25 protein-coding genes are annotated in these 23,954 nt (G+C 66.9%); 17 read left to right on the top strand and 8 right to left on the bottom strand.

Annotation, left to right across the window (positions count from 1 at the left end):
• Window positions 1–51 precede the first annotated feature (51 nt).
• Together AC3ITM_RS15870 and AC3ITM_RS15865 are read right to left on the bottom strand one after the other, a co-directional pair.
• On the bottom strand, window positions 52–384 hold the full coding sequence (locus AC3ITM_RS15870; RefSeq protein WP_489266377.1) for an EmrE family multidrug efflux SMR transporter: 333 nt from the start codon (window positions 382–384) through the stop codon (window positions 52–54).
• Window positions 385–473: 89 nt separating this feature from the next.
• Window positions 474–1,535 carry an NAD(P)-dependent alcohol dehydrogenase gene (locus AC3ITM_RS15865; RefSeq protein ID WP_489266375.1) on the bottom strand — a complete coding sequence of 354 codons (1,062 nt, stop codon included), beginning with the start codon at window positions 1,533–1,535 and terminating at the stop codon, window positions 474–476.
• A gap of 106 nt (window positions 1,536–1,641) precedes the next feature.
• Between AC3ITM_RS15865 and AC3ITM_RS15860 the strand changes: the two genes are divergently transcribed.
• Both AC3ITM_RS15860 and AC3ITM_RS15855 read left to right on the top strand, forming a co-directional pair.
• Entirely contained in the window at window positions 1,642–2,532 is an 891-nt protein-coding gene (locus AC3ITM_RS15860) for a LysR family transcriptional regulator (protein WP_489266373.1), read from the top strand.
• Window positions 2,533–2,684: 152 nt separating this feature from the next.
• On the top strand, window positions 2,685–3,098 hold the full coding sequence (locus AC3ITM_RS15855) for a glutaredoxin family protein (RefSeq protein ID WP_489266371.1): 414 nt from the start codon (window positions 2,685–2,687) through the stop codon (window positions 3,096–3,098).
• On the opposite strand, the gene AC3ITM_RS15850 is transcribed toward AC3ITM_RS15855, so the two are convergent.
• Window positions 3,083–3,742 (bottom strand): TetR/AcrR family transcriptional regulator, encoded by a 660-nt coding sequence (locus AC3ITM_RS15850; protein WP_489266370.1) that lies wholly within the window; start codon window positions 3,740–3,742, stop codon window positions 3,083–3,085. The two genes, AC3ITM_RS15855 and AC3ITM_RS15850, sit on opposite strands and share 16 nt — an antisense overlap.
• An 84-nt stretch (window positions 3,743–3,826) precedes the next feature.
• Here AC3ITM_RS15850 and AC3ITM_RS15845 point away from each other — a divergent pair, with 84 nt between their 5' ends.
• From AC3ITM_RS15845 to AC3ITM_RS15830, 4 genes are all read left to right on the top strand, one after another.
• Window positions 3,827–4,522, top strand: coding sequence for a DAPG hydrolase family protein (locus AC3ITM_RS15845; RefSeq protein ID WP_489266368.1), 696 nt, complete (start codon window positions 3,827–3,829; stop codon window positions 4,520–4,522).
• A gap of 674 nt (window positions 4,523–5,196) precedes the next feature.
• Entirely contained in the window at window positions 5,197–6,159 is a 963-nt protein-coding gene (locus AC3ITM_RS15840; RefSeq protein ID WP_489266367.1) for a DUF7832 domain-containing protein, read from the top strand.
• Between the two features lie 303 nt (window positions 6,160–6,462).
• A complete protein-coding gene (locus AC3ITM_RS15835) occupies window positions 6,463–6,714 on the top strand; it encodes a glutaredoxin family protein (protein ID WP_489266365.1) in 252 nt (83 codons plus the stop codon).
• A gap of 31 nt (window positions 6,715–6,745) precedes the next feature.
• Complete coding sequence (locus tag AC3ITM_RS15830) at window positions 6,746–7,411, top strand: SMI1/KNR4 family protein (RefSeq protein WP_489266363.1); 666 nt, start codon at window positions 6,746–6,748, stop codon at window positions 7,409–7,411.
• Window positions 7,412–7,572: 161 nt separating this feature from the next.
• Here the strand turns inward: AC3ITM_RS15830 and AC3ITM_RS15825 are convergent, their stop codons facing one another.
• Window positions 7,573–8,676, bottom strand: coding sequence for an alkene reductase (locus AC3ITM_RS15825; RefSeq protein ID WP_489266362.1), 1,104 nt, complete (start codon window positions 8,674–8,676; stop codon window positions 7,573–7,575).
• Window positions 8,677–8,802: 126 nt separating this feature from the next.
• On the opposite strand from AC3ITM_RS15825, the gene AC3ITM_RS15820 reads away from it, so the two are divergent.
• The 9 genes from AC3ITM_RS15820 (at window position 8,803) to AC3ITM_RS15780 (ending at window position 17,784) form a co-directional block, all read left to right on the top strand.
• Window positions 8,803–9,711: a LysR family transcriptional regulator gene (locus AC3ITM_RS15820; protein WP_489266360.1), complete on the top strand. Its 909-nt coding sequence runs from the start codon at window positions 8,803–8,805 to the stop codon at window positions 9,709–9,711.
• Between the two features lie 108 nt (window positions 9,712–9,819).
• Window positions 9,820–10,095, top strand: a complete 276-nt coding sequence (frmR, locus tag AC3ITM_RS15815; protein ID WP_228885408.1) for a formaldehyde-responsive transcriptional repressor FrmR — start codon at window positions 9,820–9,822, stop codon at window positions 10,093–10,095.
• A 55-nt stretch (window positions 10,096–10,150) separates the two neighbouring features.
• Window positions 10,151–11,260 carry an S-(hydroxymethyl)glutathione dehydrogenase/class III alcohol dehydrogenase gene (locus AC3ITM_RS15810; protein WP_489266359.1) on the top strand — a complete coding sequence of 370 codons (1,110 nt, stop codon included), beginning with the start codon at window positions 10,151–10,153 and terminating at the stop codon, window positions 11,258–11,260.
• Window positions 11,261–11,310: 50 nt separating this feature from the next.
• Window positions 11,311–12,141: an S-formylglutathione hydrolase gene (gene fghA, locus AC3ITM_RS15805; RefSeq protein WP_489266357.1), complete on the top strand. Its 831-nt coding sequence runs from the start codon at window positions 11,311–11,313 to the stop codon at window positions 12,139–12,141.
• Between the two features lie 130 nt (window positions 12,142–12,271).
• A complete protein-coding gene (locus AC3ITM_RS15800) occupies window positions 12,272–12,451 on the top strand; it encodes a hypothetical protein (RefSeq protein ID WP_489266356.1) in 180 nt (59 codons plus the stop codon).
• Complete coding sequence (locus tag AC3ITM_RS15795) at window positions 12,448–12,870, top strand: hypothetical protein (protein ID WP_489266354.1); 423 nt, start codon at window positions 12,448–12,450, stop codon at window positions 12,868–12,870. Before AC3ITM_RS15800 ends, AC3ITM_RS15795 begins: the two co-directional genes overlap by 4 nt.
• 453 nt (window positions 12,871–13,323) lie before the next feature.
• A complete protein-coding gene (locus AC3ITM_RS15790) occupies window positions 13,324–13,644 on the top strand; it encodes a hypothetical protein (RefSeq protein ID WP_489266353.1) in 321 nt (106 codons plus the stop codon).
• A gap of 653 nt (window positions 13,645–14,297) precedes the next feature.
• Window positions 14,298–17,279: an XVIPCD domain-containing protein gene (locus AC3ITM_RS15785; RefSeq protein WP_489266351.1), complete on the top strand. Its 2,982-nt coding sequence runs from the start codon at window positions 14,298–14,300 to the stop codon at window positions 17,277–17,279.
• Between the two features lie 172 nt (window positions 17,280–17,451).
• Window positions 17,452–17,784, top strand: a complete 333-nt coding sequence (locus tag AC3ITM_RS15780; protein WP_489266349.1) for a hypothetical protein — start codon at window positions 17,452–17,454, stop codon at window positions 17,782–17,784.
• An 18-nt stretch (window positions 17,785–17,802) separates the two neighbouring features.
• On the opposite strand, the gene AC3ITM_RS15775 is transcribed toward AC3ITM_RS15780, so the two are convergent.
• The 3 genes from AC3ITM_RS15775 to AC3ITM_RS15765 all read right to left on the bottom strand — a co-directional run bounded on the left by AC3ITM_RS15775 (window position 17,803) and on the right by AC3ITM_RS15765 (window position 20,414).
• Entirely contained in the window at window positions 17,803–18,663 is an 861-nt protein-coding gene (locus tag AC3ITM_RS15775) for a PA4780 family RIO1-like protein kinase (RefSeq protein WP_489266348.1), read from the bottom strand.
• 124 nt (window positions 18,664–18,787) lie between these two features.
• Complete coding sequence (locus tag AC3ITM_RS15770; RefSeq protein WP_489266346.1) at window positions 18,788–19,438, bottom strand: M23 family metallopeptidase; 651 nt, start codon at window positions 19,436–19,438, stop codon at window positions 18,788–18,790.
• 4 nt (window positions 19,439–19,442) lie between these two features.
• Window positions 19,443–20,414: a L,D-transpeptidase family protein gene (locus AC3ITM_RS15765; protein WP_489266344.1), complete on the bottom strand. Its 972-nt coding sequence runs from the start codon at window positions 20,412–20,414 to the stop codon at window positions 19,443–19,445.
• Window positions 20,415–20,671: 257 nt separating this feature from the next.
• On the opposite strand from AC3ITM_RS15765, the gene AC3ITM_RS15760 reads away from it, so the two are divergent.
• Entirely contained in the window at window positions 20,672–22,051 is a 1,380-nt protein-coding gene (locus tag AC3ITM_RS15760) for a GGDEF domain-containing protein (protein WP_489266343.1), read from the top strand.
• A 35-nt stretch (window positions 22,052–22,086) separates the two neighbouring features.
• Here the strand turns inward: AC3ITM_RS15760 and AC3ITM_RS15755 are convergent, their stop codons facing one another.
• Window positions 22,087–22,926 carry a type 1 glutamine amidotransferase domain-containing protein gene (locus tag AC3ITM_RS15755; protein ID WP_489266341.1) on the bottom strand — a complete coding sequence of 280 codons (840 nt, stop codon included), beginning with the start codon at window positions 22,924–22,926 and terminating at the stop codon, window positions 22,087–22,089.
• 109 nt (window positions 22,927–23,035) lie between these two features.
• Between AC3ITM_RS15755 and AC3ITM_RS15750 the strand changes: the two genes are divergently transcribed.
• Window positions 23,036–23,932, top strand: coding sequence for a LysR family transcriptional regulator (locus AC3ITM_RS15750; RefSeq protein WP_489266339.1), 897 nt, complete (start codon window positions 23,036–23,038; stop codon window positions 23,930–23,932).
• Window positions 23,933–23,954 lie beyond the last annotated feature (22 nt).

Raw genomic sequence — 23,954 nt, 5'->3', positions numbered from 1 at the left:
ACCATTGCCATCCCCGCCGGTAGGTACCGACCGTTAGTCGGTACGCATCCCTCAATGCGCCGCGCTCTTGGAAAACAGATTGATCACCGCCACCCCGGCCACGATCAGGCCCATGCCGATCAACGCCGGCGCATCCAGCTTCTGCTTGAACACTACCCAGCCGATCACCGAGATCAGCACGATGCCCACCCCGGACCAGATCGCATAGGCCACGCCGGTGGGAATGGATTTGAGGGTGAGTGCCAGCAGGTAGAACGCGGCGGCATAGCCGATCACCGTGCCGATCGACGGCCACAGCCGGGTGAATCCTTCCGACGCCTTGAGCAGGCTGGTAGCGATCACTTCGAACACGATCGCAAGGCCCAGCAACAGATACATGTTCATCGTGCGCGCACCGTTTGGACGATGCGCGCATTGTACGTTCGCCGCTGCCATGTGCCGGGCGCTGCAGCAGCGCCCGGCAGCGTCGGGGTTCAGGCCGCCTGTGCACCAAGCGTGGCCATGTCGATCACGAAGCGGTAGCGCACATCATTTTTTGCCATGCGTTCCCAGGCTTCGTTGACGGTCTTGATGTCGATCACTTCCACGTCGCTGACGATGTTGTGCTCGGCGCAGAAATCCATCATTTCCTGGGTTTCGGCCATGCCGCCGATCGCCGAACCGGTCAGGTGCTTGCGGCCGAAGATCACGCTGGCGCCGGTCAGCGGCGGGTCCAGTTCGGTCAGCACGCCGACCAGGCACATGGTCGCTTCGCGCTTGAGCAGGCCCATGTACGGGTTGGTGTCGTGGCCGACCGGAATGGTGTTGAGCAGGAAGTCGAAGCTGCCGGCATGGGCCTGCATCTGCGCCGGGTCGCGCGACACCAGCACCTCGTCGGCGCCCAGGCGCTTGGCATCGGCGCCCTTTTCCGGGGTGGTGGTGATCATCACCACGGTGGCGCCCATCGCCTTGGCGAACTTCACGCCCATGTGGCCCAGCCCGCCCAGGCCGATCACGCCGACCTTCTGGCCGGGGCCCACCTTCCAGTGGCGCAGCGGCGAATAGGTGGTGATGCCCGCGCACAGCAGCGGTGCGGCGGCCTTCAGGTCCAGCGTGTCGGCCACCTTCACCACGAACCGCTGCTCGGTGACGATGTGGTCGGAGTAACCGCCGAAGGTGGGCTTGCCGCTCTCACGTTCGGTGCTGTTGTAGGTGAAGGTGGCGCCATTGGCGCAGTACTGCTCCAGGTCGTGTTCGCAGGCATCGCAATGCCGGCACGAATCGACCATGCAGCCCACGCCGGCGTGGTCGCCCACCTTGAAGCGGGTGACGTTGGCGCCCACCTCGGTGACCCGGCCGATGATCTCGTGGCCGGGCACCATCGGGAACTTGGCGTTGCCCCAGTCGTCGCGGGCCTGGTGCAGGTCCGAGTGGCAGATGCCGCTGTACAGGATCTGGATGCGGACATCGTCCGGGCCGACCGCGCGGCGCTCGAAGGAGAACGGAACCAGCGGCGCGGTCTGGTCGTGGACGGCATAACCGTGGGCGAGGGACATGGGGAATCCTTGGCAGGTTTGTAGAAAGGCGCTTTACAATACGCTCGGTTGCCGTGCACAGACAGTCAGGATATCGGCATGATTCATCAAGGCAGACTGCACAATCATGGTCACTGACAACCTCACCCACCTGGCCGCCTTCGCCGCCGTGGCCCGCCACCGCAGCTTCCGCCGCGCCGGCGCCGAGCTGGCCCTGTCCACCTCGGCGGTGAGCTATGCCATCCGCGCGCTGGAAGAACGCCTGGGCGTGGGCCTGTTCCACCGCACCACCCGCAGCGTGGCGCTGACCGAAGCCGGCCAACGCCTGCTCGAACGCCTGCAGCCGGCACTGCACCAGGTGCATGATGCGCTGGAGGAAATGAACCACTTCCGCGCCGCGCCGGCCGGCCTGCTGCGCATCAACGCCACCCGCGCCGCGGTGCCCACCCAGCTCGGCCCGCGGCTGGCGCGCTTCCTGCACGCCCATCCGGACGTGCGCCTGGAGCTGGCCCAGGACGATGGCCTGGTCGACATCGTCGCGCGCGGTTTCGATGCCGGCGTGCGCCTGCATGAGTTCGTGCCCGAAGACATGGTGGCCGTGCCGCTGGGTCCGTCGCTGCGTGGGCTGATCGTGGCCACCCCGGCCTACCTGGCCGCCCGCGGCATCCCGCAACATCCGCAGGACCTGGTCGCGCACGAATGCGTGCGCTTCCGCTTCGCCAGCGGCCACCTGTACAAGTGGCAGTTCGAACGCGACGGCAAGGCGCTGGACATCGACGTGCCCGGCCGGCTCACCCTGGACGAACAATCCACCATCCTGCAGGCCGTGCTCGATGACCTTGGCCTGGCCTATGTACTGGAAGATGCCGCCCGCCCGCACCTGGACAGCGGCCGGCTGCAGGCCGTGCTGGAAGACTGGAGCCCGCCGTTCGCCGGCTTCGTGCTGTATTACCCGCGCCAGCGGCAAATGTCCTCGGCGCTGCGCGCCTTCGTGGACATGCTGCGCGATACCGCCTGATGCCCTGGCCATGCCCGGCAGCCGGTAGTGCCGGCCGCCGGCCGGCAACCCGGCCCGATCGGAGGCGCGCAACCATGGCGTGCGCATTGAGACCGGCCCGCGCCGCATGCTAGCGTCGCACCGGGCGCCGTGCCCGTGGACAAGGATTGTCGATGCATCGCACGCTGGTCTTGCTGTTGATCCTGGGGGTATTGGGCGGGGTACTGCAGGTAAGGAAACGTTACTTCAGCGCCCCACCGCCGCTGGCCGAGCAGGCAGCGCCTGCCGTTTTCCAGGGCGCCCCGGCGCTTGCCGCGCTGCCGGCCGACGGCCAGCTGGTCGAGGTCTACGGCCGCGATGCCTGCGGCTTTACCCGCCGCATGCTGGCTGATCTGCAGGCCGCCAACGTGCCGGTGCGTTACCACGACATCGATAACCCATCGGTGGAAGCGGCCTTCCATGAACGCTTCGAACATGCCGGTCTGATGCACGATGGCAGCTATGCGCTGCCGGTGGTGGCGGTGGCCGGGCAATCGCTGGCACGGCCTTCGCCGGGCGCGGTGATTTACCGCTACAGCAGCCGCTGAGCAGACGCGCTTGCGTCCAGCAAGCCCGGCGCCAACAGCCCTAGCGCCGCGTCCAGGTGTGCATCGATGTCCGTCGCGGCAAGCCCCAGCGCGTGCTGTCGCAGCGGTTCGGCCACCGCCATCGCCAGGATCAGCACCGCCATCGTGTGCGCATCGCCGGCACGGATGAATCCCTGCCGCTGCTGCCGCGCCAGCCATTGGCCCAACAGCGCGCGGCCGCGCTCGATACCGTTGTCCTGATAGTTGCGCAGCAGGTCGGGCTTGCCCGGGAAATCACCGGTGAGCAGGCGGAACAACCGCACGGCCGGGTCGGATAGCACCTGCGTGCAGATCGATTTCAGGATGTCGCGCAGCAGCGGCAGCACCTCGGCCGCGCGCGCCGCATCGCGCTGCAGCTGCGGCGCGAAGTTGTCGCCCCACGCCCGCACGGCCAGCCCGACCAGCGCATCGCGGTTGTCGGCGTGGCGGTACACGGTTTTCTTGGCGACGCCGGCCCGCGCGGCGACGGCCTCCATCGTGGTCGCCTCATAGCCCTGCTCGAGCAGTAGTTGCATCGTGTGCTGCAGCAGCGCGTGGCGGACCTCGGCTTCGGGCCGGGCCGGGCGGCCGCGCGGGCGTTTTTCGGGGGTGGAGGAACTGGGCATGGTGCAATGGTAGCGCAAATCTTTATTTGCGAAACGCGGTGCGTTTCTATATTGTCCGGATTCCTTACCCACCGGAGCTTTTCGATGACAGCCGCTTCCCGTGCCTTGCCCTGGCTGGACCACCATGCACTGCTGGACCCCGCACCGATGCCGTTGGAGGCGGGCATCCAGCGCCGCGACGACGGCAGCCTGCTGGTGGCCATGCGTACCGACCTGCACGGTTGCAAGGGCCGCATGCTGGAGTGGTGGTTCACTTTCTTCGAAACCACCCAGCACATCCGCTGGTGGCATCCGGTCGACCACGTCGCGCACCACGGCTGGGACAGCCACTGGCGCAAGGGCGAAGGCTTCCACGGCGCCAGCATCCGTGCGGTGGAATCGCTGGCCGATATCCCGCCCGTGGCCGCGCAGTTGAAGTTTCACGACCCGCAGGAACTGTTCGACGGCGAGCGGCTGGCGCGAGCGCAGGAACGCGGCGATGTCTCGGCAATCATCGCCGCGCGCATCGGCTTCGGCGACCACGTGCATCTCGACGCGGCCGGCGATCCCATCGATGGCGAGATGTTGCACGTCACCCGCGACACCCCGTTCGGCTGCACCCTGCGCAGCCGCTTCGTGCTCGGCCGCGGCAGCGCCGATCCGCTGCACGATGCCAGCGATGTCATCGGCCTGAACCTGATGAAGCACTGCTACACAGAGTTCACGTTCCTGTCGCGCTTCCTGCCGTCGCTGTACTACGGGGAGCACGCCAATGGGGAAGTGGTGCCTTTGCCCTGGTGACGGCAAGGCCGTTGCGGCCGCCAATGTTGTGCGGATCAAACCATGCAGCAAAGGCGGCTGCTATCGATGGCGGCTGGCGGGCAGCGCAGTGGGGAAAAATGGTGCGTGGACCGACCGATGTGGGACCTTTCCGATAAGCCATAAAGATGGCGGGGACATGCTGCGCGATACCGCTTGATGCCTTGGCCACGCCCGGCGCTGGCCGGCACCTCCGAAAAATCGCGTTCTCACACGGGCCTTCGACTTTATCCGTCGCGCGGCGGTTGGGAGCCGGTGGCGTTGAACTACCGGGCGGCCCCGTCCACCCGATCCAGCATCAACAGCAACACCACGGTAGGCTCAGCGACATTCTCGCCGTTGGGCAGTGCGCCCAGCGCGAAGCTAGCGCGGAGGGCCGTAAGGGCTCACCCACGTGCTGAAATTGAAGCCTGTCTGCGGGGTAGTCTTGTCGCCCTGGATGCGTTGTCTGGATAGCTGCACGCTGGATCCACCTTGATACGGCGTGGCAGCTCTGACGTTGGGACGCAGCCTCCGATGACGTTCTGCAACTCATTGTATGGACCGTTGCACAATGGGGGCAGACAATTCCGGCATATTTTTCCGGCCGACCCCTCATGCGACTCCAATTTTCTGAGCTCTGCGACCTGCTTGGACAACGAATTGACAGCCAACCTGTGCTGTCGATCGCAGAGCGTATTGATGCGAAGCGGCCAAAACCCACGTCTTTTGCCGGTTCCAACTCCATAGGCTACATGCGCGCCAAGGCCATTGACCTGGAAATCGGCTGGAGCCATGAAATTTTGGCACCGGACTACTACCCCCCTCGCAAGACGGGGCGTCATTACATTTGCTGGGTCGACTCAATATGGTTTGACCCACGGTGGCTGGACGCCCTGCCGTTCGGGCTGACGCCCGGTGCCGCAGCCAATGATCTGATCAATGCGGCACCCCGGTACATCAGTCGCGATACACCCGATTGGACGGAGGCACGGATGCCATTTCGGCAGGGCGTTACGCTGACTGTTCCCAGAGAGATCGGTCGCTGGCACATTGAGCTTTCCCAGATGCGCCGATACGCGACGTTGAGCCGTGATGCCGAGGGGAATCCTCGCCCCGTGTTTGACGGATCGCCGCAGCACTACCCCGAACAGATTGACCTAGCTACTGGATTCTTTGTTGAGTGGTGTGAGCGGCAGGGCTTCCTGGGTGAGCGGCACACTCGCGATCACGCAGCGCTGCTAGAGGCCCTGCGTGAGCGCCGGTTGTCAGGAAAGGAATATGCCTACGCAACCTTGTTCGTAGGTGAGCTATGGAGTTGGGATGTCTGCGAGCGTATCCGGGACTTCACCTTTAAGTACTTCGCCGCGCTCTGTAATCGAAACTCTGCTCATCCTCACGTCGGCATGCTGGATCGATGCCATCCTCGTGACGACCTGGACGCCCTACTGAACTATCTCTCGACGAAGGGTGATCCAGGGATTGACGACGAGTGGCAGCTGTTCGATAGGTTCTCGTTTTTGCTGGAAGCGCGCTGGCAGGACTATCTGCTCACCAGCCTTGAAACAGAGGTCAGCGCAATCCAGGCGGCACGGCTCTCCGAGTTGTACGGCAGAGCAGTAGACGATCTGTCCAAGTAGTAGCTACATCGTGTCGCGATGGATGGGCATATTCTGCGATGTTGGTAGTCAGCGGCGCGCAACCATGGCGTGCGCATTGAGATCGGCCCGTGCTGCATGCTAGCGTCGCACTGGGCGCCGTGCCCGTGGACAGGGATTGTCGATGCATCGCACGCTGGTCTTGCTGTTGATCCTGGGGGTATTGGGGGGGTACTGCAGGTAAGGAAACGTTACTTCAGCGCCCCACCGCCGCTGGCCGAGCAGGCCGCGCCTGCCGTTTTCGAGGGCGCCCCCGCGCTTGCCGCGCTGCCGGCCGACGGCCAGTTGGTCGAGGTCTACGGCCGCGATGCCTGCGGCTATACCCGCCGCATGCTGGCCGACCTGCAGGCCGCCAACGTGCCGGTGCGCTACCACGACATCGACCACCCGGCCGAGGAAGCGGCCTTCCATGAACGCTTCGAACATGCCGGGCTGATGCACAACGGCAACTACGCGTTGCCGGTGGTGGCGGTGGCCGGGCAGTCGATGGCACGTCCTTCTTCTTCCAGCGTGGTCTATCGTTACAATGCGCGCTGAGCGCGCCGCTCTTCGGCGTCATGGATCCTGCATGCATACGCTTTCCGATATCGAACAGGCCATCGGCCAATCCTTCCCGCCGCTCTACCGGCAGCTGGATGCCGAAGGCCGGTTGGACTTTGGTGCCCCGCACCCGGAGTGGTCCAAGGTTGTGTTTCCTACCCTGCAGGCCGCGCCGCCGGTGTTGTTGTATGCGTACGACTACGAGCCGATCGCGCGTGAGCACCTGCACGAAGCGTGGTCCGACCTGACCGCAGCCGACCACTACAACCGGCTGCGGTCGGACATGCAGCTGCTGCCGTTCGCCGAGACCGGTGCGGGCGATGCGTATTGCTTCTGGACCAACGCACCCGGCTTTGCCGAGCCGCCGGTGCTGCTGGTCTGGCACGACGACGACCGCGCCGACCTGCTGGCAGCGAATTACCAGGACTTCCTGTTCCGCAAGATGGTGGAGTCGGTGCTGGACCTGGAGGATTCGCTGCTGGACGACGGCGTGCTGGCCGACAACCTGCAGCGCTGGCTGGGCACGCACCGCGCGTGGCTGCGCGCTGACCAGGTGCAGGCGCTGGAAGCATGGTTCGCGCAAACCGAGGCCATTGCCGACGGCGCACTGCACGAAGACCAGGCCCATGCGCTGATCCGCCAGGTGATCGGGTTCGAGCGCATCGACGAGCGCATTCCCTACGTGCAGGCATGACGGCCACCATGCCTGCGCCTGCCGCCGTGCAGCTGGACCACACGGTGTGGCCCTGATGTTGCGGTGACCCCGCGGGGGTAGAGCCACCCCATGGGTGGCTGCACGCAGCAACGGACCGTCCAGCCCGACCTGCGGCATCCCCGGCCCGCGCCGCCCCCGAATCAGCGGGCTGCCGGATAGTCGGTATACCCCTCCGCCCCACCACCGTAATACGTGGCCCGATCCGGCACCGCCAGCGCCACGTCGTTTTCCAGCCGCGCCACCAGGTCCGGGTTGGCGATGAACGGCTGGCCGAACGCAGCCAGGTCGATGACGCCGTCGTCCACCAGCTGCAGTGCCCGCGCGCGGGTGAGGCTGCCAGCCAGGATCAGGGTGCCACCGTAGCTCTGCTTGAACGTGCGCAGGAACGCCTCGCTCAGGACCGACACGCCCCGTGCATGGTTGTCGTTGAGGTGCACGTAGGCCAGGCCGCGCTTGCCCAGTTCCTGCGCCAGGTACAGGTAGGCCGCTTCGTTGCCGACATACTCGGGCATGTCGAACTGCAGGTTGTTCGGTGCCAGCCGCACCCCGACGCGGTGCGGCCCGATCCGCGCGGCCATCGCATCGACCGTCTCCAGGATCAGGCGTGCGCGGTTCTGCAGCGTGCCGCCGTAGCCATCGGTGCGGTCATTGGTCACCGGGTTGAGGAACTGTTCGAACAGGTAGCCGTTGGCCGCATGCAGCTCGATGCCGTCGAAACCGGCGGCGATCGCGTTGTCGGCCGCGCGCGCGAAGTCGTCGACGATGCCGGGCAGTTCGTCGGTGCGCAGGGCACGCGGCGGGGTTGGATCGGCATGCCCACGGCTGCCGTCCTGGCGATACACGAACGAGGTGTTCTTCGGGTCGCTCGCCACCGGGCGGGTGCCCGCGCTGACCGGCTGGCCGCCGTCGGGCTGCAGCGACGCGTGCGACATGCGGCCCACGTGCCAGAGCTGGGCGAAGATGACGCCCCGTTCGGCATGCACGGCGGCGGTGACCTGCTTCCAGCCCTCCACCTGCTCGGCCGACCACATGCCCGGCACGTCGATGTAGCCCTGGCCCTGCGCCGACACCGGAGTGCCTTCGCTGATGATCAGCCCGGTGCTGGCGCGCTGCCGGTAGTACTGCGCAGTAAGGGCATTGGCCACGCTGCCGGGGTTGCGTGCGCGGGTCATCGGCGCCATGGCGATGCGGTTGCGCAGGGGGGTGCCGGCGAGGTCGTAGGGCTGGAAGAGCAGGGCGGTCATAAGGTGGAACTCGTGGGAATGGGGCGCCAGCGGCGCGACCCCTTCAAGATAGGGTTGACTTGGAGGTGCATAAAGCACTTCAATTTCCCGGCAAGCGGGATATTTTGTCCCCAATGGAGCGCGGCGATGCTGCCAATGGAATCGTTGAACGGGCTGGTCACCTTCGTCACCACGGCGCGCTCGGGTACGTTCACCGAAGCGGCTGAGACCCTGGGGATATCGCGCTCGGCGGTCGGCAAGGCGATCGCGCGGCTGGAAGAGCGCCTGGGTGTGCGGCTGTTCCATCGCACCACGCGGCGCATTTCGCTCACCGCCGATGGTCAGGCCTACTTCGCTTCCTGCGCCACCGCGCTGGAAGAGATCGCCTCGGCCGAAGCGTGCCTGGGCTCGGCCTCACACCTGCCCGCGGGCCGCCTGCGCATCGACATGCCGTCCTCGTTCGGGCGCCTGATGATCCTGCCGGTGCTGCTGCGCATCTGTGCCGATCACCCCGAACTGCAGCTCACCATGACCTTCACCGACCACTTCGTGGACCCGGTCGAAGAAGGTATCGACCTGTTGATCCGCTTCGGTGGGCTGGACCAGGCCCAGCACCTGGTCGCGCGACGGCTGGGCACCCAGCAGCTGATCACCTGTGCGTCGCCGGCCTACCTGGACAGGCACGGCACGCCTGGCACCGTGGACGACCTGCATGCCCATCGCAGCATCGTCGGTTATCGGTATGGCCAGCCGGTAGCGTGGCGGATCGGAGAAGACGCTGCACAGGCGCGCTTCATTCCCAGCGGCACCCACCAGCTCAATGATGGTGACGCGGTGATCGAGGCCGCCATCGCCGGCCTGGGCATCTGCCAGATGCCGCACTTCCTGGTCAAACAGCACCTGCAGACCGGCGCGTTGCAGCAGGTACTGGGCCACTGCATGCAACACCATGTGGAAATCCACGCGCTATGGCCGCAGACCCGGCACCTGCGGCCGAAGGTGCGGTATGTCGTGGATGCGCTGGCGAAACTGGCCGATGCCGGTGCATTCGACTGACGAAGCCATCGTCGCTGCAGCTGTCGGTGATGACGAGGCAGTCGCGCAATGACGTGCGCATGTCGTCATGTATACTATCCCCCAGTATAGTTCTATGGTCATTCGCCCGTGCCCCATTCCCCCGAAGAAAAGAAGAAGGTCCTGGCCCGCGTGCGCCGCATCCGCGGCCAGTGCGATGCGCTGGACCGGGCGCTGGAGGGCGGCGCCGACTGCGGCCCGGTGCTGCAGCAGATCGCCGCGATCCGCGGCGCCGTCAACGGGCTGATGTCCGAGGTGATGGAAGCCCACCTGCGCGAAGAATTCGGCCAGCCGGCGCAGTCCGATACACAGCGCGCCGAGCGCGTGCGCGACATGAGCGCGCTGATCCGTTCCTACCTGAAATAAGCGTGCGGGCCACCGCGCGCTGTCCCGTCCTGTTCCCTGTCTTGGAGAGTTTCCGATGAAATCCCGTGCCGCTGTTGCGTTTGGTCCCGGCCAGCCGTTGAAGATCGTCGAGATCGACGTCGCCCCGCCGCAGAAGGGCGAAGTGCTGGTGCGCATCACCCATACCGGGGTCTGCCATACCGATGCGTTCACCCTGTCCGGCGATGATCCCGAAGGCCTGTTCCCGGCCGTGCTCGGCCATGAAGGCGCCGGCATCGTGGTCGAAGTGGGCGAGGGCGTCACCAGCGTCAAGCCGGGCGACCACGTGATTCCGCTGTATACCGCCGAGTGCGGGGAATGCCTGTTCTGTACCTCCGGCAAGACCAACCTGTGCGTGGCCGTGCGCGCCACCCAGGGCAAGGGCGTGATGCCCGACGGCACCACCCGCTTCAGCTACAACGGCGAGCCGATCTACCACTACATGGGCTGCTCGACCTTCAGCGAATACACCGTGGTGGCCGAAGTCTCGCTGGCCAAGATCAACCCGGACGCCAACCCGGAGCATGTCTGCCTGCTCGGCTGCGGCGTCACCACCGGCATCGGCGCGGTGCACAACACCGCCAAGGTGCAGGAAGGCGATTCGGTGGCCGTGTTCGGCCTGGGCGGCATCGGCCTGGCCGTGATCCAGGGCGCGCGCCAGGCCAAGGCCGGGCGCATCTTCGCCATCGATACCAATCCGTCCAAGTTCGAGCTGGCCCGGCAGTTCGGTGCCACCGACTGCGTCAACCCGAAGGATTTCGACAAGCCGATCCAGCAGGTGATCGTGGAGATGACCACCTGGGGCGTGGACCACACCTTCGAGTGCATCGGCAACGTCAACGTGATGCGGGCCGCGCTGGAATGCGCGCACCGTGGCTGGGGCCAGTCGGTGGTCATCGGCGTGGCCGGCGCGGGCCAGGAAATCTCCACCCGCCCGTTCCAGCTGGTCACCGGCCGTTCGTGGAAGGGCACCGCCTTCGGCGGCGTCAAGGGCCGCAGCCAGCTGCCGGGCATGGTCGAGGACGCGATGAAGGGCGATATCGAACTGGCCCCGTTCGTCACCCACACCATGGGCCTGGAACAGATCAACGATGCCTTCGCGCTCATGCACGAAGGCAAGTCGATCCGTTCGGTGGTCCACTACTGATGGCTGCCGGCGGCGTGCCACGCGCCCGCCGCCCGGCCAGGGAGACACCCATGCAACGTATCGAACACCGCGCCGCCTGCGGCGGCTGGCAGGACGTGTACCAGCACCACTCGCAGGTACTGGGCTGCGAGATGAAGGTCGCCGTCTACCTGCCCCCGCAGGCAGCCACGCAGAAACTGCCGGTGCTGTACTGGCTCAGCGGGCTGACCTGCACCGAACAGAACTTCATCACCAAGGCCGGCGCGCAGCGGTATGCGGCCGAGCACGGGGTGATCCTGGTGGCGCCGGACACCAGCCCGCGCGGCGACGACGTTGCCGACGCCGACGGCTATGACCTGGGCAAGGGCGCCGGCTTCTACCTCAACGCCACCGAGCAGCCCTGGGCGGCGCACTACCGCATGTACGACTACATCGTCGACGAACTGCCGGCGCTGATCGAAGCCCATCTTCCGGCCAGCGATGCACGCAGCATCAGCGGCCATTCGATGGGGGGGCATGGCGCGCTGGTGATCGCCCTGAAGAACCCGGGCCGCTACCGCAGCGTGTCGGCGTTCTCGCCGATCGTGGCGCCCACCCGCGTGCCGTGGGGCCAGAAGGCGTTCACCGCCTACCTGGGCGAAGATCGCGCCAGCTGGTCGGCCTGGGATGCCAGCGAACTGGTGGCCACCGCCCAAGAGCGCCTGCCGCTGCTGGTGGACCAGGGCGCGGGCGATGAGTTCCTCGACACCCAGCTGCAGCCGCAATGGCTGCAGGCCGCGTGCACCGCCGCCGGCCATCCGCTGCAGCTGCGCCTGCAGCCGGACTACGACCATAGTTACTACTTCATCAGCAGCTTCATTGGCGAACATATCGCGCATCACGCCAAGGCACTGCAGGGCTGATCGCGACAGCGCGCAGGCGGCAATCGTGCTGCCTGCGCGGTCGGTCACAGCAACGGGTCTGGCGCTGACACTAGTATCGGTAGCTAAACCGTGTGCTGAGAGGTAGAGGCCGATGCCGTTGGAGAGGGTGGTGGCCGATGTGCCCAGCGAGGCTTCGCCGGCGCTGCTTGCGGCGGGGTTGGATGCGTTCAATCGGAATGCTGTCGGCCAGGCCAAGCGCCTGCAGGCTCAGTTGCTGTTTGATTCCGGCGGCAGCGCGGTGCCGGGATGCCTGCGCGATGCCTTGTCGATGGTGGAACACTTCCAATGAGTGTATTTGATTGGATCCAGTTCCCGGAAGGGCGTGCGCGATTTGGTGGCGGCGTTCGCGGATGGGATGAACTCGGCCATGAGACGTTCGCCCTGGAGCTTCGCGGAATCGAATGGTTCGGTGAGATCAAGCGAACGTATCTGGCCAATGGCAACGACTACAACCTCGTCATTGAGTCCTTTGGCTACCGGTGGGAGCGCGACGTAGGTGTGCCTGGGGCGGGGGCGCGTTTTGTCTTTGCGCTTGGTGAAGAGGCTACTGCCCGTAGCTTGATAGTCCAACTCATAGAGGCTGGCCTCAACTTCGAGGCGCCGCCTTACCAGTTGGGCCAGCTGGAGCATTCCCACTTCATGGGGGAGATCATTTTTCAGGGCGGATGGATGCTCGTCGACGCAGGCTATGCCGGGCCGGTTGAGTGACAGAGTTTCCAGCTTCTGTGCTGTGAATAGCACCATTCGAGATGCAGGAAATCTATCACTTCGGATAGTGAGGAATGAGCCCCAGGTCTCCTGCGAGACGATAGCGATTGTGCGAGCATGCAAGCGTCAGCCGCAGCAGGTTGAGCAAATGATTACTTGTCTGAAATCACCGGGAACTGTGTTAGATGATGCAACAAGCTGCGCAAACTACTTCGCTGAAATCGTTGAATTGGATGTGTAACTGCGCATGGCGGCTGGTTGGTTAGTGCATTTTGAGCTAAATTGCATGGCAGTCAAGGCGTTGCGGCCATATTCTATTTGGAATTTCGCGCGGTTCAAATCGGAGGGTTGAATTTGAGTAAGACATTTGATTGGATACAATTCCCGGAGGGAAGGGCAAGGTTTTCTGGGACTTTCCGCTGCTGGGACGAGCAGGGGCGGAAGACTTTCGCCTTGGAACTGCGCAAGAGAGAGTTCTTTGGCGAGATTGAGAGGTTGTATCTGGAGAACGATAGCGACTACAACATCGTTGTAGGCGCTTTCGGCTACGGGCGAGGAGAAGACGTCGATATGCCGGGCGTTGGTGCCCGCGAAACCTTCACGTTGAACGAAGAGGTCAATGCTCGGTCCCTGGTGGTTAAGCTAGTTCAGGCTGGCCTCGATTTCGTCGATCCTCCTACGATTTTAGATCAGGCGGAGGACTCGCGTTTCATGGGCAAGGTCATCTTCAAAGATGGATGGATGCTTGTCGGTTCGGACCATGCTGGGGAATAATGGTGACCGATTTCTCAGCTCATATTGCCCAGATCCAGCAGGCGAGGTCCTTGGAGGAAATCCGGGGGGTTGCGCGTCAGTTCTCGGCTCAGGCTAGTGGAGAGGGTGGAATTCTCTACAGTCGACCTGTTGGCAATGTAAATTCTGAGGTCATTGCGCTTGAGGTCGCCAGGGAAGTAAACGTTCCTATTATTAATTCCACGCCTCGCGCTGAGTTTTTGTCAGGCAGTGATGTCAAGCAGGCAATCGAACGATCGGCGACGAGAATTTTTCGCGCTGAAGGGAATGCCCCAGGTGCAGCAGAAAGACTGGCCGCGAGCTTTCAGTATGGAGACCCGAAAGCCGCTGCCAATTCTCTCACCTCGCTGGACGGTTGCCTCTGGGGCGATGCATCCCGCGAATTCGCCGCTTCCTTGCGCGGTGACATCAAGGTGGTTGCTTCCGCGGCCAACATGGAGCGGGTCTTCGGCAAGGTTGAGCTGCCGACCATCCTGGACAACCCGAATGTCCAGACATTGGGCGGTCGGTCAGTGACAGAGCTGCGCGCTATAGCTGCAAGGGATGGCATGCATGCGTTGCTGGATCCAGTCCAGGCGCAGTTCCTGGATGCTGCCCCACGCGGTATCTACAGAGCACCTGGTGAACTCTCGGTCATGCGGGCTCCCGTAACGCTCTCGCGCGAGTTCGCTGATGCCATGGGTGTCGATTCCAGCAGGTTCCCCCCCGCCGCCAATCTGTCGACCTCCGGCGCGGTGGTGCGCGCCGATATCGGCATGGCATTCCAGGTTGCGCAGGATGAAGTCAGTGTCATGCGTGGATCGGTACTGCGGGAGCATCCGCCAACGCAGGGCATCCGCCTTCCTGGCGTTGCGGTTGAAGAGGTTGCGTCCAGGCCCGCACCTGTAGAGAGAGTCACTGTCCATCCCGGTGGCAGCCCCGGCCTCAAAGCCGCCGGCATCGCCGGCACCGCGCTGCTGGCCCACGACTTCGCCACCTCCGGCCACAAGTGGGTGCAGCTGCAGTCGCAGGGCAACCAGACCGGTGCGGACTCCACCGCCGCGCATTTTGTCGGCCGCAATGTCGGCGGCGCGATGGGTGGGTTCGTGGCTGGCGCCGGCGTGGGCCTGCTGAGCGGCTCCTGGACCGGCCCCGTTGCGCTGGGCGCCGGGCTGGGCGGCGGGGTGATCGGCGCCTATATGGGCGAACGCTGGGCCGAGCAGAAGGATATCGACCGGATCTACACGCAGGAAGATCCGCTGGGCCGGGTGTGGACGCGCCAGCCGGGCGATGCCGATGGGCGTTGGCTGCGCGCTGCGCACCAGCAGCAGGTACAGACCACCGCGCTGGGCGGCGAGGTGGAGGTGCGGCCGGTGCAGACCGCGCTGGGCCAGGACGTGTACTTCCGCGAGCAGTATGTGGCTACCGGGCGGCTGGAGCGGCTGTTGAACTATCAGGCCGCCAACGCCTCTTACGCGTTGGGCCTGACCAACCCGCCGCCGCCGAAGGATCCCTACCGGCTGGACGCCAGCGCGCAGACGCAGCCGCCGCGCGCGCCGTTCGAGCAGCAGCGCGACTTCGTGCGCGATGCGCAGTCCGGGCAGTGGCAGTTGGAGATCAAGGAACTGCTGGACGGCCGTGTTCCCAGTATCCACAAGCACCCGGTGGAGCCCGAACGCGCGCTGGACCTGGACCAGCAGGCGCGCACGGTGATCGCGCAGAACGCGGCCAATACCCCGGCGGCGATGGCGGCACGCTACGCGGTGGCCCATGCGCAGGGCCGCTGGAGCGACTTCGACCCGGCGCTGCCGCCGGCGATCCGCGCCGCGCAGGCGCAGGCCGATACGCTGCGCGCCAGCGACGGCAACGCGTACACCCGCCAGGACGATGGCCAATGGGTGCGCGGCGGGCCGGTGTTCGACAGCACCGCCACGCTCAACCTGCGCGACGAACTGGAACTGACCTGGCAGAGCCAGCAGGCCGGCGTGCAGGACACCCGGGCGATGGCCCGGGAGGCGGCGGCCACCCTGCAGCTGGCCCCGGAAGGCGTGCGCGCGCAGCTGGCGGCGCTGTATGCCCAGCACGGTATCGAACGCAGCGAGGCGCAGCTCGATGCCAGTGCCGCCACGGTGGAACACCACCATGCCCGCGATGGGCTGCAACACGACTTCACCCTGGCACTGATGCCCGACCCGCGCACGCACGCGCCCAGCGCGGACAGCGCCATTGCCAGCTTCGCCGCCGACGGCGGCAACCGCATGCTGCTCAGGAGCACCACCACCGCCGAGGAGGTCGCGCAGCTGCAGGCGCTGCGCGCACCGGCTGGTGCGGGCGGGGAAAACCCGCTGCCCGATGCCCTGGAACTGCGCATCGATGCGCTGTCGCCGCAGCAGCGCGAGGCTTACCAGCAGGCACTGCGCGAAGCCAACCGGCAGGGCGTGTCGACCCAGGCTGCGCAACAGGCGGCCAGCTTTGCGGCGGTCAGTCTGCATGCGCCGCCGGCGGAAGCGACCCGGGCGCCGCAGGCGGTGGTCGAACTGGAGCGGCAGCGCGATGCGCCCGGCCCGCCTGCCGCTGCGGCGCAGGCGGTGCCACCCGGGCCGCCGCCGAGCGTGCCCCACAGCATCCCGGCGCACCTCGCAGCGGCCGGACCGGTCGCGCAACCTGATGCTGCCCAGCCCCGTTACGAGCGGGAAGCGCCGCCGGCACCGGCCGCCACCGAACATGCCGCCCCGCCACAGCCCAGCCAGCCGGCTGCCGGGCAGGCCACGCCAACGCCTGGGACGCCGCCCGCGCCGGAGCATCCGCTCCCACCTGCCCAGCCTCAGGACACAACGCGACAGGCGGTGGCGCCCGCTGCACGGGAACCGCTGGCACCACCGTCGCCACCGGATACGCCGGCCGAGACCATGCAGCGCCACGCTGCCGACGATCACGTCCATCAGCATCCCGGGCTGTCGGGCCACACGGCAGCCTCCGTGCAGGGCGCACCGATGCGCCCGTTGCCGGACGCGGCAGCGCAGGCCACGCCCACCCCGGCGATCACGCCGGATATCCTCCAGGAACGACAGCACCCGCCGGCACGGCATTCCGCGCCAGCCTCCGCGACCGACGCGCGCCCGCACACCGGCACCGAAAGCCCGCACAGCCCGCACCCGCAAAGCACACCACCTCCCACCGCTCCCGCCACGCCCGCAACGGCGTTGACGCCGATGCAGGCCGGCCATCCCGACCACGCGCTCTACCAGCAGGTGCGCGACGGGGTAGCCGCCCTGGACGCCAAACACGGGCGCCAATTCGATGTGACCAGCGAACGCATGACCGCCAGCCTGCTGGTACTGGCCAAGGGCAGTGGGCTGGAGCGGGTGGACCATGTGCTGCTCAGCAATGCCACTGCCCAGCTGCCGGCGGCGCACAACGTGTTCGTGGTGCAGGGCGAGCTGAACGATCCGGCGCACCAGCGTGCGTTGATGCCCACCCTGCAGGCCGCGCAGACCCCGGTGGACGAATCGCTGCAGCAGTTCGATGGGGTCAGCCGCGAGCAGCAGCAACGCCTGCAGGCGCAGCAGCTGGAACAGCAGCTGCATGACGAGCGCGAGCAGCAGGTCATCCAGTCGCGTGCGGCCAGCATGGGCTGAGGCCCGGCCGCGCACCACCGCTGCCGCCGCTTGAATCGCGTCGGCGCTGCTGAGACGATTCCCCGCCGGTGTCCGGCCGCAGCGGTTCGGCGCCGCCGACGGCATGACCGTCTGGATCGGATGGATCTATCGGCTGGCCCATGATGCGGCCGCCACACACGGAGGTAGCGGCATGTTGTTCATGATCGGCCAGGGCAAACGCGTGGTAGTGGTGGGCCCGCCCGAGCCGCGGCATTGCCCGCGTTGCGAGCAGGTCACCGCGTTCGAGCCGCAGCTGAAATACCGCTACGCCGAGTTCGACCTGCTGTTCGGCATGGTCTACGCCAAACGCTATCAGCTGGCCTGCCCGCAGTGCGGCCACGGCTGGCTGCTGGATACGCGGGAAACCGAGCGTAGCCTGGGCGCGGTACCGATCCCCTTCCGGCTGCGCTATGGCCTGTTGATCGGGCTGGCGCTGGCCGCGGGCATCGCCATCGCGGCATGGCGCTTCAACCACGGCGGTTGAACGCGCTGCTGCGCCGCCTCAGTCCTCGTTTTCTTCGGCGGCCTCGCGGCCCTGCTGGCGGATCAGGGCTTCTTCGCGCGCATCGTTGATGGCGTGGCGCACGCTGTCCAGGTCGATGGTGCTTTCATCGTGCACGAAGGTGCCGGTCAACGGGCTGTCCGGCAGCAGCTCGCCTGACTCGAACAAGGCCCACATCTCTTCGCCGTACCAGCTGTCCAGCAGTTCCGGGGCGAACCGGCCCAGGTAGGCGGTGAGGTTGTTGACGTCGCGCAGCAGCATGCTGCGCGCGGCGTTGTTGCCGCCGGCACTGACCACCTGCGGGAAGTCGATCACCACCGGGCCGTCGGGGCCGACCAGCACGTTGTACGGCGACAGATCGCCGTGGATCAGGCCGCAGCACAGCATGCGCACCACCTGGCGGACCAGGATCTGGTGGAAGGCGCGGGCCTGTTCCGGCGGCAGTTCCACTTCTCCCAGGCGCGGGGCGGAGAAGCCCTCGGCATCGGTGACCAGTTCCATCACCAGTACGCCGTGGTAATAGCCGTACGGCTCGGGCACGCGCACGCCGGCGTCGCGCAGCTGGTACAGCGCTTCCACCTCGGTGTTCTTCCAGGCCGTTTCCTGCTGCTTGCGCCCGTACTTGCTGGCCTTGCCAACCGCACGCGCCTCGCGGCTGCCGCGCACCTTGCGGCCTTCCTGGTACTGCACGCGCTGCTGGAAGCTGCGCTGGGCCATGTCCTTGTATACCTTGGCGCAGCGCACATCCTCGCCGCTGCGCACCACGTACACCGCTGCTTCCTTGCCGCTCTTGAGCGGACGCAGTACTTGGTCGATCACGCCGTCGTCGATCAGCGCCTGCAAGCCTTGGGGGGTCTTCACGGAATCTCGGGTCTGGGGCCGGCGCCGATGCGCCCGCCTGGAAGGGGGAGGGATTTTCGCATCTTCGGGGCGCCCGGGCCATCGGCGGCCTGCGGCGGCGGTTCAGGCCGGTGGCCCGGGCGGCTCAGGGCAGGGGCTGCCCGCCCCGCAGCAACGGGTAGGGGTTCAGCGCTTGGCCCTTCCACCACTGCTTTTCCGGGCCCAGCCGGTGGATTTCGAAGTGCAGGTGCGGTGCGTCGGGGCTGGCGTTGCCGGTGCTGCCGACATAGCCGATCACCTGGCCGCGGGTAATGGCCTGGTGTTCGGCCAGGCCCTCGGCGTAGCGTTGCAGGTGGGCGTAGTAGTAGCAGTACTGCCCGCCCGGCTCGAACTGGTACACGGTCAGGCCGCCGCGCTCACTGCGGAACAGTTTCTCCACCGTGCCATCGGCCACCGCCAGCACGGGGGTGCCGGCCGGGGCGAGGATGTCGATGGCATCGTGCACGCGGCCTTCGCTGCGCGCATCGGTGAAGGTGTCGCGCAGCTGTGCGGCGGTGATGCCCTGCACCGGCAGCAGCAAGGCGCCGGGAGCGTCCTGGGCGGCGGCCATCCTGGCCGGGGCCACGGTCGGCGCGGCGGCCGCGGTTGCGGCGGCGGACGGCGCGGTGCGCGCGGGTGTGGCCGGCACCGCCGGGGCAGTCGTCGCCACGGCAGGCGCCGGGGTGCGCGGGCCCAGCCACCACCAGCCGGCTACGCCGATCACCAGCCCCAGCGCCAGCAGTTTTGGCAGGCTCATCGGATCACTCCTGCATCACTACCGGCACCGAAGCATCCACCGCATCGGCCACCTGCAGTGCGTCCCAGTTGGTCATGCGCACGCAGCCGTGCGATTCGGTCTTGCCCACGTGGCCGGGCTCGGGCGTGCCGTGCAGGCCGTAATGCGGCTTGGAAATGTCGATCCAGACCCGGCCGACCGGGTTGTTCGGACCCGGCGGCAGGGTGGCCTTGCTGTCGCCACGCTTGGCGTCCCAGAACAGCTTGGGGTTGTAGTGGAAGGTCGGGTCGCGGGAGATGCCGAGGATCTTCCAGGTGCCGATCGGCAGCGGATCATGCCTGCTGCCCGAGGACACCGGGAACTGCGCATAGACCTTGCCCTGCGCGTCGTACAGCCGCAGCGTGGCATCGGACTTGTCGATCACCAGCTTGGCCGCCTTCGGCAACGCCGCCAGGGCGATGTTGGGCACCTGGATGACGCTGCCGGCGCGGGCCAGGTCCACGCCGGGGTTGAGCGTGCGCAGCAGCTCGGGCGAGGCATGGAAACGCTCGCCCAGGGCCTCTTCCACCGAGCTGTAGCCCAGGGTTTTCAGCGCGGCCTGTTCGGCCGGCCGCTTGGGCACCGGCTGGAACGGGCCGGCCACGTCCTCGGCGGTGAGCGTGTAGCGGGCCAGCACCGGTGTGGCGTCCGGCTGCAATGCCTGCCAGGTGGCCGCGTCGAGTTCACCGCTAACCGCCAGCCCGCGCGCGGCCTGGAAGCCGGCCACCGCGCGGCGCTGGTTGGAGCCGGGCAAGCCGTCGATCTGGCCCGGCGAGAAATGCGCGCGGTCCAGCAGCACCTGGGCATGCAGGTCCGAGCGCGGCGTAGTGGCCACCGCCGGGGTTTCTTCCAGTGGCGCCGGCAGTGCGGCCGGTGCCGGTGCCTGTGCCAGCACCGGGGCGGTGGCGGCCAGGGCCAGGGCGATCAAGCTGGAGGTCAGCGGGCGGTGCAGCGGCATCGGGTGCTTCCAGGGGCAAGGGGTCGGTTTCACCATGCCGCAGCGGTCTGCACGGGGGCCGTGAAAACGCTGACGCGCAGCTGAGTGCGGGGCAGGTGGTGCTGGCGCGCATTGCCGTGTGCAAGCTGTGAAGCGCATCACAGTGGGCGGCGGCGTTTGCCGCGAAAAGCGGTATGGTTGGGCCACACCGCATCCGGATGGGAAGTCGCATGGCGGCATGGTTGGCGGCGTTGTACCTGCTTTGCCACGGACTGGCCATGGCCTTGCTGCCCAGCCACGCCACGGCGCTGTCGTTCTCCTTCCTGGTCGGCGCCCCGCTGCTGGCGGCGCTGGCCTGCCTGTGGCGCATGCGGCGCAGTTCGGCCTGGGTGGGTTGGTTGGCGCTGGCGCTGGGCATGCTGTTGTGGGCCGGTGGCATGGCGCTGAACATGTACCAGGAAATCGGCGCGGGCATGGCCGATGCGGTGCCCGGTGCCAGCATGCTGTTGTATGTGCTGTACGGCGTGCCGCTGACCTTCGCCATGGCGCACCCGCGGCATGAGCCATGGCAGCTGATCGTGATCGACGGAGCATTGGCGCTGCTGCTGGGCTACCTGTTCTTCGTGCACACCTTTTCCTTCGCCACCCTGCACGCCACCGGCGAGCAGGGCATCGCCAGCCTGCGGCTGATGTTCGATATCGAAAACCTGTTCATCGCGGTGTTCGCGCTGGTGCGTTTCCTGGCCAGCGAAGACGCCGCGCGGCGGGTGTTCTTCCGCGCGCTGGCGGTATTTGGCTGGGTCTACCTGGGCGTGGCGGCCTACATCAACCACCTCGCCGCCGACGACAGCTACGGTGGCATGGTGGACCTGCTGATCGATGTGCCGTTCCTGCTGCTGGCGGTGCTGGCCCTGCGCAGCGGCACCAGGGCGGCGGTGGCCACGCCACGGCGGCTGGCACTGGCGGTGCGCGCGGGCAGCCCGCTGATCCTGCCGGCGGGGTTGCTGGTGGTGTCGGCGCTGCTGGTGCGCCCCCATCCCTATCTGGCGGTGATGGGCTTTGCCTTGGCCACGCTGGGCTCGGGGTTGCGCAGCGTGGTGATGCAGGTGCGCTCGCTGGAGCGCCAGGACCAGCTGGACGTGCTGGCGCGGATCGACAGCCTGACCGGGCTGGCCAACCGCCGCCAGTTCGACCAGACGCTGCAGGCCGAATGGAGCCGCGCACGGCGCAACGGCCAGGGCGTGGCGCTGCTGATGCTGGATATCGATCACTTCAAGGCGTTCAACGACCGCTTCGGCCATCCGCTCGGCGATGCCTGCCTGCGCGCGGTGGCCACCGCGCTGGCTGGCTGCGCCACGCGCGGCACCGACGTGGTGGCGCGTTACGGCGGCGAGGAATTCGCGGTAGTCGTGCCGTCGGCCTCCCGCGATGGCGTGCTGGCCCTGGCCGAGACCATGCGCAGTGCGGTGGAGCGCTTGCGCCTGCCTTCGCAGGATCCCCAGCGGCCGGTCAGCGTTACCGTCAGCATCGGCATGGCGCGGGTCGAGGCGGTCGGCGGATCCGACCCGGCCGCGCTGGTGGCGGCCACGGACGCGGCCCTGTACCTGGCCAAGCACCGCGGCCGCAACCAGGTCGCCGAAGGCGCGATGCCGTTGTAACCGACGCCTTCGCCGACCGCAGCGGCAGGCCCGGTTCACAGCCGTTGCAGCAGGGCGCGCGCCACCGCCAGTGCCGATGCCGGGTTCTGGCCGGTGATCAGCTCACGGTCGACCACCACCTTCGGCGTCCACGGCGTAGCGTTGCTCTGGTAGCGCACGCCGGCCTGCTGCAGGGCGCTCTGCGGATAGAACTTCATGCTGCCGCCGCCCAGCTGCGGCTTGGCCTGTTCTTCTTCCTGGTTGCTGATCACGGTGACGTTGTAGTCGCGATAGATCCATTGCGGATCGATGACGGGCCGCTGGCCGGCTTCCATCGCGGCGACGAAGCCACGCGCATCGGGCAGCGTGGACAGCAGTGCGATCGGGCCATGGCAGACCAGCGCGGTGGGTTTGCCGTGGCGGTGGAACTGGGTGAGCAGCCGACCCAGCGCAGGGTCCTGCAGCAGGTCCTGCATCGGCGCGTGGCCGCCGGGGATGTAGACCGCATCGAACTGCGCATGGCCGATCTGTTCGATCCGCGCCAGGCTCAGTACCGGCGAGCGGTTGCGGTCGGTCAGGGCCAGCTGCTGCAGCAGATCGGCATGGGCCTTCATCGCGGTGGCATCGTTGTTGAAGTACATCGGCTGCACCGAAGACGCATCCACGCTGGGGGCCATCCCGCTGGGGGTGGCGAAGGTGAGCTGGTGGCCGGCGTCGAGCAGCAGCTTGACCGGCTGCATCAACTCGTTGAGGTAGAAGCCGGTCTTCAGGACCTGGCCGGCCTGGAGGTCCAGGTGGTCGGCATCGGACAGCACCACCAGCACGTTGTCGGCATGGGCGGTGCCGGTGGTCATGGCAAGGGCCAGGGCAAGGCCAAGGGTGTGCTTCAGGGACATGGTGGGCTTCCGGTCGTGGCGCGGGCTGCGCGGGAGCCGGCACTGTATTGGGTGCCTGGATGCGCATAAACTGGCGCAAAAACAATGTACTTGTTCCCAGGAGGATCAAATGGCGCGCCAGTTCGATTATCTCGGCGACGTGGAGGCCTTCCTGGCCGTCGTCGACCAGGGCTCGTTCACGGCCGCTGCCGTGCAGTTGGCGACCACGCCATCGGTGCTGAGCCGGGCGGTCACGCGGCTGGAAACCCGCCTGGGCCAGCAGCTGCTGCGGCGGAGCACGCGCAGCATCGGCCTGACCGATGCCGGACGCCGCTACCGCGAACAGACGCGCGCGGCGTTCACCCAACTGGAAGACGCCGGACGCGAGCTGCTGGGCGACCCACAGCACGTGACCGGTCGGGTGCGGCTGAGCGTGCCGACCACCTATGGCCATTACCGCCTGCCGGCCGTGCTGGCGCGTTTCAACGCGCGCCACCGGCAGGTGCAGGTCGAGGTGAACATCAGCAACCGCAATGTCGATCTGGTCGCCGAAGGGTTCGACCTGGCGGTGCGCCTGGGGGAACTGCCCGACAGCGGCCTGGTGGCGCATCGGCTCGAAGAAGCGGCGCTGTGCCTGGTGGCATCGCCGGACTACCTGCGCCGCGCGGGCGTGCCGCAGGCGCTGGATGACCTGCGGCAGCATCGTTGCCTGCCCTTCGTGATGCCCAGCAGCGGGCGCATCGCGGTGTGGGCGCTGCGCGACCAGGGCGGTGACGTGGAATGGTCGCCACCGCCAGCGCTCACCGTGTCCGACGATGTATTGGGCGTGGTGTCGCTAGCCGCGGCGGGCTTGGGCATCTGCCAGAGCTACGACTTCATCGTCGGCGCGGCGATCGCGCGCGGCGAACTGGTCGAGGTGCTGCCGGCGCTGCGCGGGCGCAGCCGGCCGTTTTCGGTGGTGTATGCACCGCACCGGCGGCAGTCGGCGGCCAGCCGTGCGCTGGTGGAAGCGCTGCGCGCCGGCTGAGTGTGCAGCGCGACCGCGCGGG

This window comes from Stenotrophomonas sp. KH_029 (genome assembly GCF_057839765.1).
Note: the sequence above shows the minus strand (reverse complement) of the source record. Positions and strands in the feature narration are given on the sequence as shown.